Source organism: Streptomyces sp. NPDC029159 (assembly GCF_055564055.1).
In genome coordinates this window covers 141,499-159,170 of record NZ_JBVHWT010000010.1, presented here as the reverse complement: position 1 = coordinate 159,170, position 17,672 = coordinate 141,499, and the positions used below count along the sequence as shown (strand labels likewise).

Annotated in this window: 16 protein-coding genes; 8 read left to right on the top strand and 8 right to left on the bottom strand. The window is 71.1% G+C overall.

Going from position 1 to position 17,672, the window contains the following annotated elements; translation table 11 throughout:
* Positions 1–31: 31 nt before the first annotated feature.
* Together sufB and ACZ4U4_RS20645 are read right to left on the bottom strand one after the other, a co-directional pair.
* Entirely contained in the window at positions 32–1,453 is a 1,422-nt protein-coding gene (sufB, locus tag ACZ4U4_RS20650) for a Fe-S cluster assembly protein SufB (RefSeq protein ID WP_399092695.1), read from the bottom strand.
* The gene (locus ACZ4U4_RS20645) at positions 1,450–2,286 is read right to left on the bottom strand and encodes a helix-turn-helix transcriptional regulator (RefSeq protein ID WP_467876201.1); all 837 of its coding nucleotides are present in this window, start codon (positions 2,284–2,286) and stop codon (positions 1,450–1,452) included. Before ACZ4U4_RS20645 ends, sufB begins: the two co-directional genes overlap by 4 nt.
* Before the next feature lie 289 nt (positions 2,287–2,575).
* Between ACZ4U4_RS20645 and ACZ4U4_RS20640 the strand changes: the two genes are divergently transcribed.
* From ACZ4U4_RS20640 to ACZ4U4_RS20630, 3 genes are all read left to right on the top strand, one after another.
* On the top strand, positions 2,576–3,544 hold the full coding sequence (locus ACZ4U4_RS20640; protein ID WP_467876198.1) for an ABC transporter ATP-binding protein: 969 nt from the start codon (positions 2,576–2,578) through the stop codon (positions 3,542–3,544).
* Entirely contained in the window at positions 3,541–4,311 is a 771-nt protein-coding gene (locus ACZ4U4_RS20635; protein ID WP_467876196.1) for an ABC transporter permease, read from the top strand. The genes ACZ4U4_RS20640 and ACZ4U4_RS20635 overlap by 4 nt, the downstream gene beginning before the upstream one ends.
* A 135-nt stretch (positions 4,312–4,446) precedes the next feature.
* A complete protein-coding gene (locus ACZ4U4_RS20630; RefSeq protein ID WP_467876193.1) occupies positions 4,447–5,439 on the top strand; it encodes a COX15/CtaA family protein in 993 nt (330 codons plus the stop codon).
* Between the two features lie 103 nt (positions 5,440–5,542).
* On the opposite strand, the gene ACZ4U4_RS20625 is transcribed toward ACZ4U4_RS20630, so the two are convergent.
* Complete coding sequence (locus tag ACZ4U4_RS20625; protein WP_467876191.1) at positions 5,543–5,920, bottom strand: hypothetical protein; 378 nt, start codon at positions 5,918–5,920, stop codon at positions 5,543–5,545.
* Between the two features lie 119 nt (positions 5,921–6,039).
* A complete protein-coding gene (locus ACZ4U4_RS20620; protein ID WP_467876189.1) occupies positions 6,040–6,996 on the bottom strand; it encodes a heme o synthase in 957 nt (318 codons plus the stop codon).
* 433 nt (positions 6,997–7,429) lie between these two features.
* On the opposite strand from ACZ4U4_RS20620, the gene tkt reads away from it, so the two are divergent.
* From tkt to pgl, 5 genes are read left to right on the top strand one after another with little or no spacing between them, the layout of a single operon-like run.
* A complete protein-coding gene (tkt, locus tag ACZ4U4_RS20615) occupies positions 7,430–9,532 on the top strand; it encodes a transketolase (protein WP_467876187.1) in 2,103 nt (700 codons plus the stop codon).
* Between the two features lie 44 nt (positions 9,533–9,576).
* Entirely contained in the window at positions 9,577–10,695 is a 1,119-nt protein-coding gene (gene tal, locus ACZ4U4_RS20610; RefSeq protein ID WP_467876184.1) for a transaldolase, read from the top strand.
* A 4-nt stretch (positions 10,696–10,699) separates the two neighbouring features.
* The gene (gene zwf, locus ACZ4U4_RS20605; protein WP_467876182.1) at positions 10,700–12,232 is read left to right on the top strand and encodes a glucose-6-phosphate dehydrogenase; all 1,533 of its coding nucleotides are present in this window, start codon (positions 10,700–10,702) and stop codon (positions 12,230–12,232) included.
* Entirely contained in the window at positions 12,229–13,284 is a 1,056-nt protein-coding gene (opcA, locus tag ACZ4U4_RS20600; protein ID WP_467876179.1) for a glucose-6-phosphate dehydrogenase assembly protein OpcA, read from the top strand. Before zwf ends, opcA begins: the two co-directional genes overlap by 4 nt.
* A complete protein-coding gene (pgl, locus tag ACZ4U4_RS20595; protein WP_467876177.1) occupies positions 13,281–14,063 on the top strand; it encodes a 6-phosphogluconolactonase in 783 nt (260 codons plus the stop codon). The genes opcA and pgl overlap by 4 nt, the downstream gene beginning before the upstream one ends.
* Before the next feature lie 81 nt (positions 14,064–14,144).
* Here the strand turns inward: pgl and pgi are convergent, their stop codons facing one another.
* From pgi to tpiA, 4 genes are all read right to left on the bottom strand, one after another.
* On the bottom strand, positions 14,145–15,797 hold the full coding sequence (gene pgi, locus ACZ4U4_RS20590; RefSeq protein WP_467876460.1) for a glucose-6-phosphate isomerase: 1,653 nt from the start codon (positions 15,795–15,797) through the stop codon (positions 14,145–14,147).
* Between the two features lie 210 nt (positions 15,798–16,007).
* Positions 16,008–16,343: an RNA polymerase-binding protein RbpA gene (locus tag ACZ4U4_RS20585; protein ID WP_467876174.1), complete on the bottom strand. Its 336-nt coding sequence runs from the start codon at positions 16,341–16,343 to the stop codon at positions 16,008–16,010.
* A 156-nt stretch (positions 16,344–16,499) separates the two neighbouring features.
* A complete protein-coding gene (gene secG / locus ACZ4U4_RS20580) occupies positions 16,500–16,730 on the bottom strand; it encodes a preprotein translocase subunit SecG (protein WP_391646406.1) in 231 nt (76 codons plus the stop codon).
* Positions 16,731–16,894: 164 nt separating this feature from the next.
* The gene (gene tpiA / locus ACZ4U4_RS20575; RefSeq protein ID WP_467876171.1) at positions 16,895–17,671 is read right to left on the bottom strand and encodes a triose-phosphate isomerase; all 777 of its coding nucleotides are present in this window, start codon (positions 17,669–17,671) and stop codon (positions 16,895–16,897) included.
* Between the last annotated feature and the right edge of the window lies 1 nt (position 17,672).

Genomic DNA, 17,672 nt, shown 5'->3' with positions numbered 1-17,672 from the left:
CGCGTCGTCGGTCAGGGGTGTTCCGTGGCCGTCAGCCGACCGCGCCTTCCATCTGCAGCTCGATCAGCCGGTTGAGCTCCAGCGCGTACTCCATCGGGAGCTCCTTGGCGATCGGCTCGACGAAGCCGCGCACGATCATCGCCATGGCCTCGAACTCCGTCAGGCCACGGGCCATCAGGTAGAAGAGCTGGTCCTCGCTCACCTTGGAGACGGTCGCCTCGTGGCCCATCGACACGTCGTCCTCGCGGACGTCGACGTAGGGGTAGGTGTCCGAGCGGGAGATGGTGTCGACGAGCAGGGCGTCGCACAGCACGTTGGACTTGGAGCCCGCCGCGCCCTCACCGATCTCGACCAGACCGCGGTACGAGGTGCGGCCGCCGCCGCGCGCCACCGACTTGGAGACGATGTTGGAGGAGGTGTTGGGCGCCATGTGGACCATCTTGGAACCGGCGTCCTGGTGCTGGCCCTCGCCCGCGAAGGCGATGGACAGCGTCTCGCCCTTGGCGTGCTCGCCCATGAGGTAGACCGCGGGGTACTTCATGGTCACCTTGGAGCCGAGGTTGCCGTCGATCCACTCCATCGTCGCGCCCTCGTAGGCGACGGCGCGCTTGGTGACGAGGTTGTAGACGTTGTTCGACCAGTTCTGGATCGTCGTGTAGCGGCAGCGGCCGCCCTTCTTCACGATGATCTCGACGACCGCGGAGTGCAGGGAGTCGGACTTGTAGATCGGGGCGGTGCAGCCCTCGACGTAGTGCACGTAGGCACCCTCGTCGACGATGATCAGCGTCCGCTCGAACTGGCCCATGTTCTCGGTGTTGATCCGGAAGTACGCCTGCAGCGGGATGTCGACGTGGACACCCTTGGGGACGTAGATGAAGGATCCGCCGGACCAGACCGCGGTGTTCAGCGACGCGAACTTGTTGTCGCCGACCGGGATGACCGTGCCGAAGTACTCCTGGAAGAGCTCCGGGTGCTCCTTGAGCGCGGTGTCGGTGTCCAGGAAGATGACGCCCTGCTCCTCCAGGTCCTCACGGATCTGGTGGTAGACGACCTCGGACTCGTACTGCGCGGCGACACCGGCGACCAGACGCTGCTTCTCCGCCTCGGGGATGCCCAACTTGTCGTAGGTGTTCTTGATGTCCTCGGGCAGGTCCTCCCAGGAGGCGGCCTGCTCCTCGGTGGAGCGGACGAAGTACTTGATGTTGTCGAAGTCGATGCCCGAGAGGTCGGAGCCCCAGTTGGGCATGGGCTTCTTGTCGAAGAGCTTCAGGCCCTTGAGACGGAGCTTGAGCATCCACTCCGGCTCGTTCTTCTTGGCCGAGATGTCGCGGACGACGGCCTCGGACAGACCGCGCTTGGCGGAGGCTCCGGCCACGTCGGAGTCGGCCCAGCCGTATTCGTACTTGCCCAGTCCGTCGAGCTCGGGGTGGGCAGTCTCCGTGGGGAGCGTCATGCGGGGTTCCTCCCGGCCGTGCTTGCAGATGCTGTGGTGGTCTTCGTGGTGTCGGGCGCGGTGGTGCCGTGCGCGCCCGCCTTCGGGATGAAGGTCGTGCACACCCCGTCGCCGTGGGCGATGGTGGCGAGCCGCTGTACATGGGTCCCCAGCAGACGGGAGAAGACCTCGGTCTCCGCCTCGCACAGCTGCGGGAACTGCTCGGCGACATGGGCGACCGGGCAGTGGTGCTGGCAGAGCTGTTCACCGAGCTGGGAATTGGGCGCGCTGCGCGCCGTAGCAGCGTACCCGTCCGCGGTCAATGCCTCGGCCAGGGCCCGGGTGCGCTCCTCGGGCCCGGCGGCCTCGACGGCCCGGCGGTATCCCTCGGCCTGTGCGGCCAACCGGGCGCGGGCGAACGCGGCGACCGCCGCCTCGCCCTCCTCGCCGCCGCCGGCGCACCGTGCGATCCAGCGCAGGGCGTCGGCCGCCAGCTCGTCGTAGGACTGGTCGAAGGCGTCCCGGCCGCAGTCGGTGAGGGCGAACGCCTTGGCGGGGCGGCCGCGGCCACGGGTGCCGTAGACCCGCTTCTCGCGGGGCTCGACGACGCCGTCGGCGGCCAGCGCGTCCAGGTGACGGCGGACGGCCGCCTGGGTCAGCTCCAGGCGCAGCGCCAGCTCGGCGGCGGTGGACGGACCGTGATCAAGGATGGAGCGGGCGACGCGGTTGCGGGTGCCCTGCTGCTCGTCCTGCGGTGCGGCACCGCCCCGGGCGGGCTGCTCGGAGACGACCGGGCGCGCCCCGGCGGCCGTGCCTGCCGGGGATCCCTTCCGCTCCTCGCTCGCGTTTTTCACAACGCCATTGTTGCGTAATTCCACGAGTCGCGACAACCCTCGACAGGGCCACCCAGCGGTGTCCTCGATCACTTAGGGTCACCTAAACGAAGGGGGGTCCGGAGGTCCGGAAGCCCTCTGTTGAGCGGGTCGGGCACCGATCGCGATCACCGCGCGGACGCCCGGAAATCCGCGGAAAAAATCTTCGCCGGACCGGCCCACCCGGGGACGGCCGCCCCCGCCCCGGCCCCCGCTCCGCAGAACCGGCCCGGCGGCGGCCGTCCGCCGGGCGCTCCGTAGACTGCCGGGCATGCCCAGCACCTCCCCGGGGAGCCCCCGGACCCCCGGCAGCGCGCCCGCCGTAGCGGTCGCCGGCCTGGTCAAGCGGTACGGCTCCCGGTCGCCCAAGACCGCGGTGGACGGCCTCGACCTGACCGTCGCGCGCGGTGGCGTCACCGCCCTCCTCGGCCCCAACGGCGCCGGCAAGACCACCACCGTCGAGATCTGCGAGGGCTACCGCCGCCCGGACGCCGGAACGGTCCGTGTGCTGGGCCTGGACCCGGTCGCCGACGCCGCGCGGCTGCGGCCCCGGATCGGCGTGATGCTGCAGTCCGGCGGCGTCTACAGCGGCGCCCGCGCCGAGGAGATGCTGCGGCACACCGCCTCCCTGCACGCCGACCCCGTCGACGTCCCCCTGCTGATCGAGCGGCTGGGTCTGGGCAGCTGCGGGCGCACCACCTACCGGCGGCTCTCCGGCGGCCAGCAGCAGCGGCTCGCGCTGGCGATGGCCGTCGTCGGCCGCCCCGAGCTGGTCTTCCTGGACGAGCCGACCGCCGGCCTCGACCCGCAGGCGCGCCACGCCACCTGGGACCTCGTCCGCGAGCTGCGGACCGACGGCGTCTCGGTGGTGTTGACCACGCACTTCATGGACGAGGCCGAGCAGCTGGCCGACGACGTCGCGATCATCGACGGCGGCCGGGTCATCGCCCAGGGCAGCCCCGAGGAGCTGTGCCGGGGCGGCGCGGAGAACACCCTGCGCTTCACCGGGCGGCCCGGGCTCGATCTGGCGTCGCTGCGCAAGGCGCTCCCCGAGGACAGCACCACCGCCGAACCGGCCCCCGGCAGCTACCGCGTCACCGGCACCGTCGACCCCCAGATGCTGGCCACCGTCGCCTCCTGGTGCGCCCAGAACGGCGTCCTGCCCGACGCCATCGCCGTCGAACGCCACACCTTGGAAGATGTCTTCCTGGACCTGACCGGCAAGGAGCTGCGGGGATGACCGCGACAGGTACCTTCACCCCGCGGCCCGGGGCCGCGCCGCTGGTGCGGATGATCCGTGCGCAGGCGGCGCTGGAGACCCGGATGCTGCTGCGCAACGGCGAGCAGCTGCTGCTGACGGTCGTCATCCCGACGCTGTTGCTGGTGCTGTTCTCCGCCGTCGACATCATCGACACCGGTGCGGGCCGCGCCGTCGACTTCCTGGCGCCCGGCGTCCTGGCGCTCGCCGTGATGTCGACGGCGTTCACCGGGCAGGCCATCGCCACCGGCTTCGAGCGGCGCTACGGCGTCCTCAAGCGGCTCGCCGCCTCGCCGCTGCCGCGCTGGGGCCTGATGACCGCGAAGACCTGCGCGGTGCTGGTCACCGAGGTGTTCCAGGTCGCGCTGCTCACGGTGGTGGCGCTGGCGCTGGGCTGGTCGCCGCAGGGCAATCCGCTCGCGGTCGCCGCGCTGCTGGTCCTGGGGACGGCGGCGTTCTCCGGGCTCGGGCTGCTGATGGCCGGCACGCTGCGGGCCGAGGCGACGCTGGCCGCCGCCAACCTCGTCTTCCTGCTGCTCCTGGTGGGTGGCGGCGTCATCGTGCCGCTGACGAAGTTCCCGGACGCGGCGCAGACGGTCCTCGGGCTGCTGCCGATCTCCGCGCTCTCCGACGGGCTGCGCGCCGTCCTCCAGCACGGTGCCGCGCTTCCCTGGGGCGACCTCGGCATCCTCGCCGTCTGGGCGGTCCTCGGGCTGGGCGCGGCGGCACGGTTCTTCCGCTGGGAGTAGCGGGCGGCCCCCGGCGCCCCGGGACCGTGCCCCGCGCACGCCGGGGCACAGGTCGTTCCTGCGTGCTACGCACCGTCTTGAGCGCTGTGCACCCCTCGTGAAACTTTGCACAAGGCGGCGCCTACGATGTCCCCCGTGCCGAAAACGCTGAACCCCCTAGAGCTGATCGCCCGCAGCTGCCAGCCGTCCGCGCGCTTCGTGCGGCGGGCCGCGCTGGCCACCGTCGTGATGGCCGTCATCATCGTCGTCACGGGCGGCGCGGTGCGGCTTTCCCAGTCCGGCCTCGGCTGCTCCACCTGGCCGCGCTGCACGCCGGACAGCCTGACGCCGACGGCGGCGATGGGCATCAACGGCCTGATCGAGTTCGGCAACCGCCTGCTGACATACGTGCTGTGCGCGGTGATCGGCGTGTTCATCATCGCGGCCCGGGCGCGCTCCCCGCGCCGCCGGTCGCTGACCCGGCTCGGCTGGGCGCAGTTCTGGATCGTCATGGGCAACGCCGTCGTCGGCGGCGTCACCGTCCTGACCGGCCTCAACCCGTACATCGTCGCCGCGCACTTCCTCCTCACCACCGGGCTGCTCACAGTGGCCGTGGTGGCCTGGCGGCGCGCCTGCGAGGGCGACGACGCGCCCCGGGACGTGGTCGCGCGGCCGGTGCGCCAGCTGGCCTGGGTGCTGCTGGGCGCGACCACCGTGCTGACGCTGGTCGGCACTCTCGTCACCGGCACCGGGCCGCACGCGGGCGATGCCCGGAAGGTGCACCGCATCCCGCTGGACTGGCAGGAGGTGACCCAGCTGCACGTCGACTTCGTCTACATCACCGTCGGCCTGACGGTCGCCCTGTGGTTCACCCTGCGCGCGGTCAAGGCGCCCGCCGCGCCCCGCCGGGCCGTCCGCGACCTCGTCGTCTGCCTGCTGCTCCAGGGCGTCATCGGCTACATCCAGTACTTCTTCGGGCTGCCGGAGCTGGTCGTCGGGCTGCACATGCTCGGCTCGACGCTGGTGTGGATCGCGGCGCTGCGGGTGGTGCTGGCGATGCGCGACCGCGGTCCGCTCGCGGAGCTGCCGGAGCAGCAGAGCAGCCCCGCCGAGGCGGTCCGGCCCGCCGAACCGGCCGCCGCCGGCTGACCGGCGCCCCTCGGGGCACCCCGTACGGGAACGGAGCCCGCCGGGCGCGTGCAGGTCACGCGCCCGGCGGGCTCCTTCCGTATGCCTGCGTCAGGCGGCGGGCTCAGCCGTTGGCGGGGCCGCCGAGCTGGAGCCCGGCCATCCGGGTCCACTCGTAGCGGCCGGTGCGGACCTTGGCGGCGAGGTCGCCGTCGAAGTCGTCCTGGAGGGCGATCCCGGCCTGCTCGGCGCCCGCCTGCGCCTCTTCCCGGGAGTCGGCGACGAGGTTGCCCCACTCGCCGTCGGCGCCCACGAGGGCGACGCGGATCCGGCCGCGGCCGATGTGCGCCAGCTGCCCCTCGGCGCTGCCGCCGTGCGCGGCCGCGAAGGCCCGCATCTCCTTGGCGAGCCGCGCCGCGTGCCGCCCGGTCCGCTTCTCCGCCCGCGCGTCGGTCCGCTCTTCGGCCGCCGGCTGCTCGTCCGCCTGCTTGGTGTCTGCCATACCCCCGATGCTACCCACCGGTAGGGCTCTTGGGGAGGGGCGCCCGCCGCTCGGCCCCGGGCAACGCGACGGCCCGCCCGGAGCGTGCCGGACGGGCCGTGGCAGGAGTGCGTACGAGGTCAGCGGAGGAAGGGGTCCACCGCGACGGCGACGAAGAGCAGCGAGACGTACGTGATCGACCAGTGGAAGAGCCGCATCTCCTTGAGCTTCGGCCCGGTGATCCCGGCCTTGGCGCGGGACTGGAGGCCGTGCGCCTCCCGCAGCCAGAACGCGCCGCAGGCCAGCGCGACCGCGGTGTAGAACCAGCCGGTGTACCCCAGCGGCTGGAGCAGTAGCGACACCGCGACCATGACCCAGCTGTAGGTGACGATCTGCCGGGCGACGACCTTGTTGCCGGCGACCGCCGGGAGCATCGGGACGCCGGCGCGCTCGTAGTCGTCCTTGACCTTCATCGACAGCGGCCAGTAGTGCGGCGGCGTCCAGAAGAAGATCACCAGGAAGAGGATGGCCGCGGCCCAGGAGACCGAGTTGGTCACCGAGGACCAGCCGATGAAGACCGGCATACAGCCCGCGATGCCGCCCCAGACGATGTTCTGGCTGGTGCGCCGCTTGAGGATCATCGTGTAGACGACGACGTAGAAGAGGATCGCGCCCAGCGAGAGCATCGCCGACAGCGGGTTGACGAGGTACCAGAACCACGCGGTGGAGCCGACGGCGAGCGCGGTCGCGAAGACCAGGCACTCCCGCGGCGAGACCATGCCCGTCACCAGCGGACGCTGGGCGGTGCGGTCCATCAGCGCGTCGATGTCGCGGTCGATGTACATGTTGTACGCCGCGGCGCCGCCCGCCGAGAGGTAGCCGCCGATACAGGTGGCCAGCACCAGCCACAGGTCCGGGACGCCGCCGGCGGCCAGGAACATCACCGGCACCGTCGTCATCAGCAGCAGCTCGATGACGCGCGGCTTGGTGAGCGCGATGAACGCCTTGAGGCGGGCACCGAACGGCCGGTGGCCGGGGTTCGGACTCCCGGGGCTCTGAGAGAGCGCCCCCGCAGGACGGGATTCGACGGCCGTCACGCACACCCCTGGAAGTAACATCAGCGGCTTCCGCCGCGGAGATAAGGCCAGCAAGCGCATCCGGCCCTGGCGGCCGCGAGGCTTGCGCGTACCACGCCACTTTAGACGTTGGCCATACCGCGATCTTCGCCGGGGTCCGCTCGTGTTGGCTTCCCCGGCGGCGCCGCCGGACGCCCCGCCCCGCGGTCCCCGTCCCCTCCGACAAGAGGCGAAGGCGAACGCCTCTTGTCAGTCTGGGGAACAGGGGTCGCATCCCCTGCGTCCGGATTGCCGGAGATATGGCGCCGATTGCCTGCGGTGATGCGTACTCCACCGGGCGGCGCGGCCGACTCCGCGTCGAAAAGACGCACGCACCGGCGGGGGTAGGCTCGACACCGCCTGGCGGACATACCGTCCGCGGCATTCGACATGTGGAGAGGAGCCCTGAATCAGGGTGAGCACCAAGCCGACCACCACAGACATCGAGTGGACCGATCTGGACAAGCGGGCCGTCGATACCGTCCGCGTCCTGGCCATGGATTCCGTGCAGAAGGTCGGAAACGGCCATCCTGGGACGGCCATGAGCCTGGCTCCGGCCGCCTACCTTCTCTTCCAGAAGCTGATGCGGCACGACCCGGCCGACGCGGACTGGACCGGCCGCGACCGGTTCGTCCTCTCCGCCGGCCACTCCAGCCTGACCCTCTACATCCAGCTCTTCCTGGCCGGGTACGGCCTGGAGCTGGACGACCTGAAGGCGTTCCGCACCTGGGGCTCCAAGACCCCGGGCCACCCGGAGTACGGCCACACCACCGGCGTCGAGACCACCACCGGCCCGCTGGGCCAGGGTGTCGCCAACGCCGTCGGCATGGCGATGGCCGCCCGCTACGAGCGCGGTCTGTTCGACCCGGAGGCCGCCCCGGGCACCTCCCCGTTCGACCACACCATCTGGGTCGTCGCCGGTGACGGCTGCCTCCAGGAGGGCATCTCCGCCGAGGCGTCCTCCCTCGCGGGCCACCAGAAGCTCGGCAACCTCGTCCTGCTCTGGGACGACAACCACATCTCGATCGAGGGCGACACCGAGACCGCGGTCTCCGAGGACACCCTCAAGCGGTACGAGGCGTACGGCTGGCACGTCCAGCGCGTCGAGCAGCTGCCCAACGGCGACCTGGACCCGGTCGGTCTGGCCCGCGCGCTGGCGGCGGCCAAGACCGAGACCGGGCGCCCGTCGTTCATCGCGGCCCGTTCGATCATCGCCTGGCCGGCCCCGAACGCGCAGAACACCGAGGCCGCGCACGGCTCGGCGCTGGGCGCCGACGAGGTCGCCGCCACCAAGCGCGTGCTGGGCTTCGACCCCGAGCAGTCCTTCGAGGTCGCCCCCGAGGTCCTGGCCCACACCCGTGAGGCGCTGGACCGCGGCCGTGACGCCCGCGCCGAGTGGGACAAGGCGTTCGCCGCCTGGCGGACCGCCAACCCCGAGCGTGCCGCCGAGTTCGACCGCATCTCCGCGGGAGAGCTGCCGGCCGGCTGGGAGGACCACCTCCCGGCGTTCGAGACCGGCAAGGCCGTTGCCACCCGCGCCGCCTCCGGCAAGGTGCTGGCCGCGCTGGGCGGGGTGCTGCCCGAACTGTGGGGCGGCTCCGCCGACCTCGCCGGGTCCAACAACACCACCATCGACAAGACCTCGTCGTTCCTGCCGGCGGGCAACCCGCTGCCGGGCGCCGACCCGTACGGCCGCACGATCCACTTCGGCATCCGCGAGCACTCCATGGCCGCGGAGATGAACGGCATCGCGCTGCACGGCAACACCCGCATCTACGGCGGCACCTTCCTGGTGTTCTCCGACTACATGCGCAACGCCGTCCGGCTCTCCGCCCTGATGCACCTGCCGGTGACGTACGTGTGGACGCACGACTCCATCGGTCTGGGCGAGGACGGCCCGACCCACCAGCCGGTCGAGCACCTGGCCTCGCTGCGCGCCATCCCGGGCCTGAACGTCGTGCGCCCGGCCGACGCCAACGAGACCGTCATCGCGTGGCGCGAGATCCTCAAGCGCTGCACGAAGGAGTTCGGCGTGGGCGCCCCGCACGGCCTCGCGCTGACCCGTCAGGGCGTGCCGACGTACGAGGCGAACGACGACGCGGCCAAGGGCGGCTACGTCCTCTTCGAGGCCGAGAGCCCCGCCGGTGAGGCAACACAGCCGCAGGTCGTGCTGATCGGCACCGGTTCCGAGGTGCAGCTCGCCGTCGAGGCGCGTGAGCAGCTGCAGGCCGCGGGCGTGCCCACCCGTGTCGTGTCGATGCCCTGCGTCGAGTGGTTCGAGGAGCAGGACCAGGAGTACCGCGAGCGCGTGCTGCCGCCGTCCGTCAGGGCGCGGGTCGCCGTCGAGGCGGGCGTGGGTCTGACCTGGCACCGCTACGTCGGGGACGCCGGGCGGATCGTGTCGCTGGAGCACTTCGGCGCCTCGGCCGACGCGAAGGTCCTCTTCCGCGAGTTCGGCTTCACCGCCGACGCGGTGACGGCCGCCGCCCGGGAATCGCTGGAAGCCGCCGCGCGCTGACGCCGGTACACGAACCAGTAGTACTAGTAGGAGATGCAATCCCCATGACAGACGCACTCAAGCGCCTCTCCGATGAAGGCGTCGCGATCTGGCTGGACGACCTGTCGCGCCAGCGCATCACGTCCGGCAACCTCGCCGAGCTGATCGACCAGCAGCACGTCGTCGGTGTCACCACCAACCCGTCGATCTTCCAGAAGGCGATCTCGGACGGCCACGGCTACGACCGGCAGGTCGCCGACCTGGCCGCGCGCAAGGTCACCGTCGAGGAAGCCATCCGCATGATCACGACGGCGGACGTCCGCGACGCCGCCGACATCCTGCGGCCGGTCTTCGAGGCCACCGACGGCCAGGACGGCCGGGTCTCCATCGAGGTCGACCCGCGCCTGGCGCACCACACCACGCCGACCGTCGCCGAGGCGAAGCAGCTGGCGTGGCTGGTGGACCGCCCCAACACCCTCATCAAGATCCCGGCCACCAAGGCGGGTCTGCCGGCGATCACCGAGGTCATCGCCAAGGGCATCAGCGTCAACGTCACGCTGATCTTCTCGCTGGAGCGCTACCGCGAGGTGATGGACGCCTACCTGGCGGGCCTGGAGAAGGCGAAGGCCGCGGGCCTGGACCTCTCGCAGATCCACTCGGTGGCGTCGTTCTTCGTCTCCCGCGTCGACTCCGAGATCGACAAGCGCCTGGAGGCCATCGGCACGGACGAGGCCAAGGCCCTCAAGGGCAAGGCCGCGCTGGCCAACGCCCGCCTGGCCTACGAGGCGTACGAGGAGGTCTTCTCCTCCGAGCGCTGGGCCGCCCTGGACAAGGCGCAGGCCAACAAGCAGCGTCCGCTGTGGGCCTCGACCGGCGTCAAGGACCCGGCGTACAAGGACACCCTCTACGTCGACGAGCTGGTCGCGCCCGGCACGGTCAACACCATGCCGGAGGCCACCCTCCAGGCGACCGGTGACCACGGCCAGATCACCGGCGACACCGTCCGCGGGACCTACGAGCAGGCCCGTGCGGACCTCGCCGCCGTCGCGCAGCTCGGGATCTCGTACGACGAGGTCGTGCAGCTCCTGGAGGACGAGGGCGTGGACAAGTTCGAGGCTTCCTGGAACGACCTGCTCAAGTCCACCGAGGCGGAGCTCAAGCGCCTCGCTCCTTCGGAGGGCTGACACCTTGACCGCAGTTCATGGAGCGAACCCGCTTCGTGACGCCGCGGACCGACGGCTCCCGCGTATCGCGGGGCCGTCGGGCCTGGTCATCTTCGGCGTCACGGGCGATTTGTCGCGGAAAAAGCTGATGCCGGCGGTGTACGACCTCGCCAACCGCGGTCTGCTCCCGCCCGGCTTCTCCCTCATCGGCTTCGCCCGCCGCGAATGGCACGACGAGGACTTCGCGCAGGTGGTGCACGACGCCGTCAAGCAGCACTCGCGTACGCCGTTCCGCGAGGAGGTCTGGCAGCAGCTCATCCAGGGGATGCGCTTCGTCCAGGGCAACTTCGACGACGACGCGGCGTTCGAGACGCTGAAGGCGACGATAGAGGAGCTGGACAAGGAGCAGGGCACGGGCGGCAACTTCGCCTTCTACCTGTCGGTGCCGCCCAAGTTCTTCCCCACGGTCGTCAAGCAGCTCAAGAACCACGGGCTCGCCGACCAGAAGGACGGCTCGTGGCGGCGCGCCGTCATCGAGAAGCCCTTCGGCCACGACCTCAAGAGCGCCCAGGAGCTCAACCAGGTCGTCCACGAGGTCTTCCCGCCCGAGGCGGTCTTCCGCATCGACCACTACCTCGGCAAGGAGACGGTCCAGAACATCCTGGCGCTCCGCTTCGCCAACACGATGTTCGAGCCGCTGTGGAACCGCTCGTTCGTCGACCATGTGCAGATCACCATGGCCGAGGACATCGGCATCGGTGGCCGGGCCGGTTATTACGACGGCATCGGCGCGGCGCGTGACGTCATCCAGAACCACCTGCTCCAGCTGCTCGCGCTGACCGCCATGGAGGAGCCGTCCTCCTTCGACGCGGACGCGCTGGTCGCCGAGAAGACCAAGGTGCTCGGCGCCGTGCGGCTCCCCGCCGACCTCGGCAAGGAGACGGTGCGCGCGCAGTACACCGCAGGGTGGCAGGGCGGCGAGCAGGCCGTCGGCTACCTCCAGGAAGACGGCATCGACCCCAAGTCGAAGACCGACACCTACGCCGCGATCAAGCTGGAGGTGGACAACCGCCGCTGGGCGGGCGTCCCCTTCTACCTGCGTACCGGCAAGCGTCTGGGCCGCCGGGTCACCGAGATCGCGCTGGTCTTCCAGCGGGCGCCGCACTCCCCCTTCGACCACACCGCCACGGAGGAGCTGGGCCAGAACGCCCTGGTCATCCGGGTGCAGCCGGACGAGGGCGTGACCGTGCGCTTCGGTTCGAAGGTCCCGGGCACCTCGATGGAGGTGCGGGACGTCTCCATGGACTTCGCCTACGGCGAGTCCTTCACGGAGTCGAGCCCCGAGGCGTACGAGCGGCTCATCCTCGATGTGCTGCTGGGTGACGCCAACCTCTTCCCGCGGCTGGAGGAGGTCGAGCAGTCCTGGCGGATCCTCGACCCGATCGAGGAGTACTGGGACCGCAACGGCAAGCCGGCGCAGTACCCGGCCGGCACCTGGGGCCCCACCGAGGCGGACGAAATGCTCGCACGAGACGGACGGAGCTGGCGTCGCCCATGAAGATCGACCTGACGGAAACCACGGCCAGCAAGATCAACAAGGCGCTGGTGCAGGGCCGCCGCGCCGTCGGCACGCCCGCCGTCGGCATGGTGCTCACCCTCGTCATCGTCACCGACGAGGAGAACGCCTACGACGCCCTGAAGGCGGCCAACGAGGCGTCCCGCGAGCACCCCTCGCGGACCCTGGTCGTCATCAAGCGGGTCAGCCGCACCCCCCGCGACCGCGCCAAGGCCCGGCTGGACGCCGAGGTCCGGGTGGGCGCGGACGCCGGTACGGGTGAGACGGTCGTGCTGCGGCTGTACGGCGAGGCGATCGGCCACGCCCAGTCCGTGGTGCTGCCGCTGCTGCTGCCGGACGCGCCCGTCGTCGTGTGGTGGGCGGTCAACGGCCCGCTGGACCCGGCGAAGGACCCGCTCGGTGCGCTGGCCCAGCGCCGGGTCACCGACGCCTACGCCTCCGAGCAGCCCATCCAGGAGCTGACCGACCGCGCCGCCACGTACACCCCCGGCGACACGGACCTGTCCTGGAGCCGCATCACCCCGTGGCGTTCGATGCTCGCGGCGGCGCTGGACCAGATGCCGTGCGAGATCACCTCCGCGGTGGTGGAGGGCGAGGAGTTCAACCCCAGCTGCGAGCTGCTGGGCATGTGGCTCGCCAGCCGGCTGGACGTCCCCGTCGAACGCACGGTCTCGTCCGGTCCGGGCCTGACCGCGGTGCGGCTGGAGACCAACTGCGGGCCGATCGTGCTGGACCGGCCGGACGGTTCGCTGGCCACCCTGTCCATGCAGGGCCAGCCCGACCGTGCGGTGGCGCTCAAGCGGCGGGAGACCTCCGAGCTGCTCGCCGAGGAGCTGCGCCGCCTCGACCCGGACGACACCTTCGCCGCCGCTCTGAAGTACGGCGTGGACCGGCTGAGCGAGGCGGCGCGGACGACCGCACCGGAGATGCCCGCGAAGAACGGCGGGGAGGCGGCGCAGCCCGCGAAGGACGGCGAGGCGGCGGCGAAGCCCGCGCCGAAGAAGGCCGCGGCGAAGAAGGCGGCCGCCAAGTGAGCGCGCCGCAGGTCGTCGTCCACCGCGACAAGGAGCTGATGGCGCAGGCCGCAGCGGCCCGGCTGATCACGAAGATCGTGGACGCCCAGGCCGCCCGGGGCTCCGCCTCCGTGGTGCTGACCGGCGGACGCAACGGCAACGGGCTGCTCGCGGCCCTCGCCGAGGCGCCCGCCCGGGACGCCGTGGACTGGTCCCGGCTCGACCTGTGGTGGGGCGACGAACGGTTCCTGCCGGACGGCCACCCGGAGCGCAACGAAACACAGGCCCGTGCGGCGCTGCTCGACTCCGTGCCGCTCGATCCGGCGCGGGTCCACGCCATGGCCCCGGCCGGTGGCCCGTACGGCAACGACGCGGACGCCGCGGCCGAGGCGTACGCCGCCGAACTGGCCGCCGCCGCGAGCCCGGAGGACCACGGCCCGGTGCCGTCGTTCGACGTCCTGCTGCTGGGCGTCGGCCCGGACACCCACGTCGCCTCCCTCTTCCCGGAGCTGCCGGGGGTGCGGGAGGACGAACTGACGGTGGTCGGGGTGCACGGTGCGCCGAAGCCGCCGCCCACCCGTGTCTCGCTGACGCTGCCGGCGATCCGTGCGGCGCGTGAGGTGTGGCTGCTGGCCGCCGGTGCGGACAAGGCGCAGGCCGCGGCCATCGCGCTCTCCGGCGCCGGGGAGATCCAGGCCCCGGCCGCCGGTGCCCGGGGCCGCAGCCGGACCCTGTGGCTGCTGGACGAGGCGGCCGCCTCCCAGCTGCCGCGCGACCTCTACCGTCCGGCCTCCGCCTGACCCACGGCACGCGCAAGGGCTCCCGCACCTCCTCGGTGCGGGAGCCCTTGCGTCATACGGGCACGCGGCCCGCCCGTGGGATCAACGGCCGCGCAGCTCGCGGTAGGTGGCGACCAGGCCGGCCGTCGAGGCGTCCAGGCCCGGCACCTCGGCGCCGTCGGTGAGCGCCGGTTCGACCCGCCGGGCGAGGACCTTGCCCAGCTCCACGCCCCACTGGTCGAAGGAGTCGATGTTCCACACCGCGCCCTGGACGAACACCTTGTGTTCGTAGAGGGCGATCAACTGGCCCAGCACGGACGGGGACAGCTCGGTGGCGAGGATCGTGGTGGTGGGGTGGTTGCCACGGAACGTGCGGTGCGGCACCAGCTCCTCGGCGACGCCCTCGGCGCGCACCTCGTCCGGCGTCTTGCCGAAGGCCAGCGCCTGGCCCTGGGCGAAGAGGTTGGCCATCAGCAGGTCGTGCTGGGCGACGAGCCGGGGCGCCAGGTCCTCGACCGGCCGGGCGAAGCCGATGAGGTCCGCCGGGATCATCTTGGTGCCCTGGTGGAGCAGCTGGTAGTAGGCGTGCTGGCCGTTGGTGCCGGGCGTGCCCCAGACGACCGGGCCGGTCTGCCAGCGCACCGGACGGCCCTCGCGGTCCACCGACTTGCCGTTCGACTCCATGTCGAGCTGCTGGAGATAGGCGGTGAACTTCGACAGATAGTGGCTGTACGGCAGGACGGCGTGCGACTGGGCGTCGAAGAAGTTGCCGTACCAGATGCCGAGCAGGCCGAGGAGGAGCGGAGCGTTCTCCTCGGCGGGGGCGGTGCGGAAATGCTCGTCGACGAGGTGGAAGCCGGCCAGCATCTCCCGGAAGTGCTCCGGGCCGATGGCGATCATCAGCGACAGGCCGATCGCCGAGTCGTAGGAGTAGCGGCCGCCGACCCAGTCCCAGAACTCGAACATGTTGTCCGTGTCGATGCCGAACTCGGCGACCTTCCCGGCGTTGGTGGACACCGCCACGAAGTGCTTGGCGACGGCGTCGTCACCCGCGCCCAGGCCGTCGAGCAGCCAGGCGCGCGCCGAGGTGGCGTTGGTGATCGTCTCGATGGTGGTGAAGGTCTTCGAGGCGATGACGAACAGCGTCTCGGCCGGGTCCAGATCGCGCAGCGCCTCGTGCAGATCCGCGCCGTCGACATTGGAGACGAAGCGGAACTGCATGTCCCGGCGGGTGTAGGCGCGCAGCGCCTCGTACGCCATCGCGGGGCCCAGGTCGGAGCCGCCGATGCCGATGTTGACGACCGTCTTGATGCGGCGGCCGGTGTGGCCCGTCCAGTCGCCGGAGCGGACCCGGTCGGCGAAGGTCGCCATCTTGGTGAGGATGGCGTGGACGCCGGGGACGACGTTCTGCCCGTCGGCCTCGATCACCGCGGAGCCGGGGGCGCGCAGCGCGGTGTGCAGCACCGAACGGCCCTCGGTGACGTTGATCTTCTCGCCGCGGACCATCGCGTCCCGCAGCTCGGCCACGCCCGTCGCCGCGGCCAGCTCGCGCAGGAGCAGCAGCGTCTCGTCGGTGATCAGGTGCTTGGAGTAGTCGATGTGCAGGTCGCCCACCCGAAGGGTGTAGCGCCCGGCGCGCTCCGGCTCCTGGGCGAACAGATCGCGCAGCTGGGGATCGCCCAGCCGTGCGCGGTGTGCGCCCAGCGCCGTCCACTCAGGCATCTGATCGAGCCTGCTGCGGCCTTCTGCGTTCATCTCGGACATCAGCCTTCTTCGTCTCGTACCGGCCCCGCCGCCCCCCAATTTAGTTGATCGGCGCGCGATATGAGGGGTCTGTCCGCTCTCGGCACACGGGCGGCGGTATGGCGCCGGGCGCCGCGCCGTGCGGTGCCTCACACGTCAACGGCCCGGCCCGGAGGGGATGTTCCCTCTCCGGGCCGGGCCGTTCGCACCGTCGGTGCGGCGTCAGATCTCGCCGCGGAGCTTGGCGAGCGCCTCGGCGAGAATCGCCTCGCCGTCGGCGTCGCTGCGGCGCTCGCGCACATACGCGAGGTGGGTCTTGTACGGCTCGGTGCGCGGCGGGTCGGGCGGGCTGTCGCGGTCCTTGCCCGCCGGGAAACCACAGCGCTGGCAGTCCCATGTGTCAGGAATCTGTGCGTCGCCGGCGAAGCTGGGCTGCGTCTCGTGCCCGTTGGCGCACCAGAAGGAGATCCGGGTACGCGGTGCGGACTCGCCGCGCTCGGCCTCCCCCATCGGCCCCGCCCCGACCCGGCTTCCTCGGATCGCGTTGCCACTTGCCACGGTCGTAACTCCCTGCCTAATGGTGCTGCACAGCATCGCGCGGCAGCTGCGCTGCGGGCGCTCCGGTCTTTGAAAGGCCCAACGCGCGCCCCGTGACGGGAGTTACCGCCCGCTGCAGGACGCCGCCCCATGATAGGCCGCGTCCCCGACGGTATGTCAGCTGCCGAGCTTCATCAGGACACCGAGCGCGACGATGCAGGCGAACCAGAGGAGACCCACGACGATGGTGATGCGGTCGAGGTTCCGCTCGGCGACGGAGGAGCCGCCGACGGAGGACTGCATACCGCCACCGAACATGTCGGAGAGGCCGCCGCCCTTCCCCTTGTGCATGAGCACCAGCATCATCAGCAGCAGGCTGAAGATGATGAGGGCAATCGAGAACCCCATGACCACGACTGGACCAACTCTCTAGGACTGACGGACGGTGTCGAGGGCGCCGGTACGGGCCGCGGCACCACCACGACGGGCGACATCGTGCGGGGCCGGGCCGCGCGCTGAGCGCCGGACCGGCCCCGACAGGGTACGACGGGCCGGGCCCGTCGTCATAGCTGCTACTGGTCGCGGAAGCGGACGATCTTCACGAACTCCTCCGCGTCCAGCGCCGCACCGCCGACCAGCGCACCGTCGACGTCGGGCTGCGCCATGATCGCGGCGACGTTGCCGGACTTGACGGAGCCGCCGTACTGGATACGGACCTTGTCCGCCAGCTCCTGGCTGTACAGCTCGGCGAGGCGGCCGCGGATCGCCCCGCAGACCTCCTGCGCGTCCTCGGGCGTGGCGACCTCGCCGGTGCCGATGGCCCAGACGGGCTCGTAGGCGATCACGATGGACTCGGCCTGCTCGGCCGGGACGTCCTTGAGGGCGCCGTCGAGCTGGGCGAGGGTGTGCGCGACCTGGTTTCCGGCCTTGCGGACGTCCAGGCCCTCACCGACGCAGAGGATCGGGGTGAGGCCGTGCTTGTACGCGGCCTTGACCTTGGCGTTGCAGATCTCCTCGTTCTCACCGTGGTACTGGCGGCGCTCGCTGTGGCCGATCGCCACGTACGTGCACTTGAGCTTGGTGAGCATGGCGCCGGAGATCTCACCGGTGTAGGCGCCGGAGTCCTGGGCGGAGACGTCCTGGGCGCCATACTTGATCTTCAGCTTGTCGCCGTCGACCAGGGTCTGGACCGAGCGCAGGTCGGTGAAGGGCGGCAGGACCGCGACCTCGACGGCGTCGTAGTCCTTGTCGGTGAGCGCGAAGGCGAGCTTCTGGACGTGGGCGATGGCCTCGAGGTGGTTGAGGTTCATCTTCCAGTTGCCCGCCATCAGCGGGGTACGAGCAGTCACG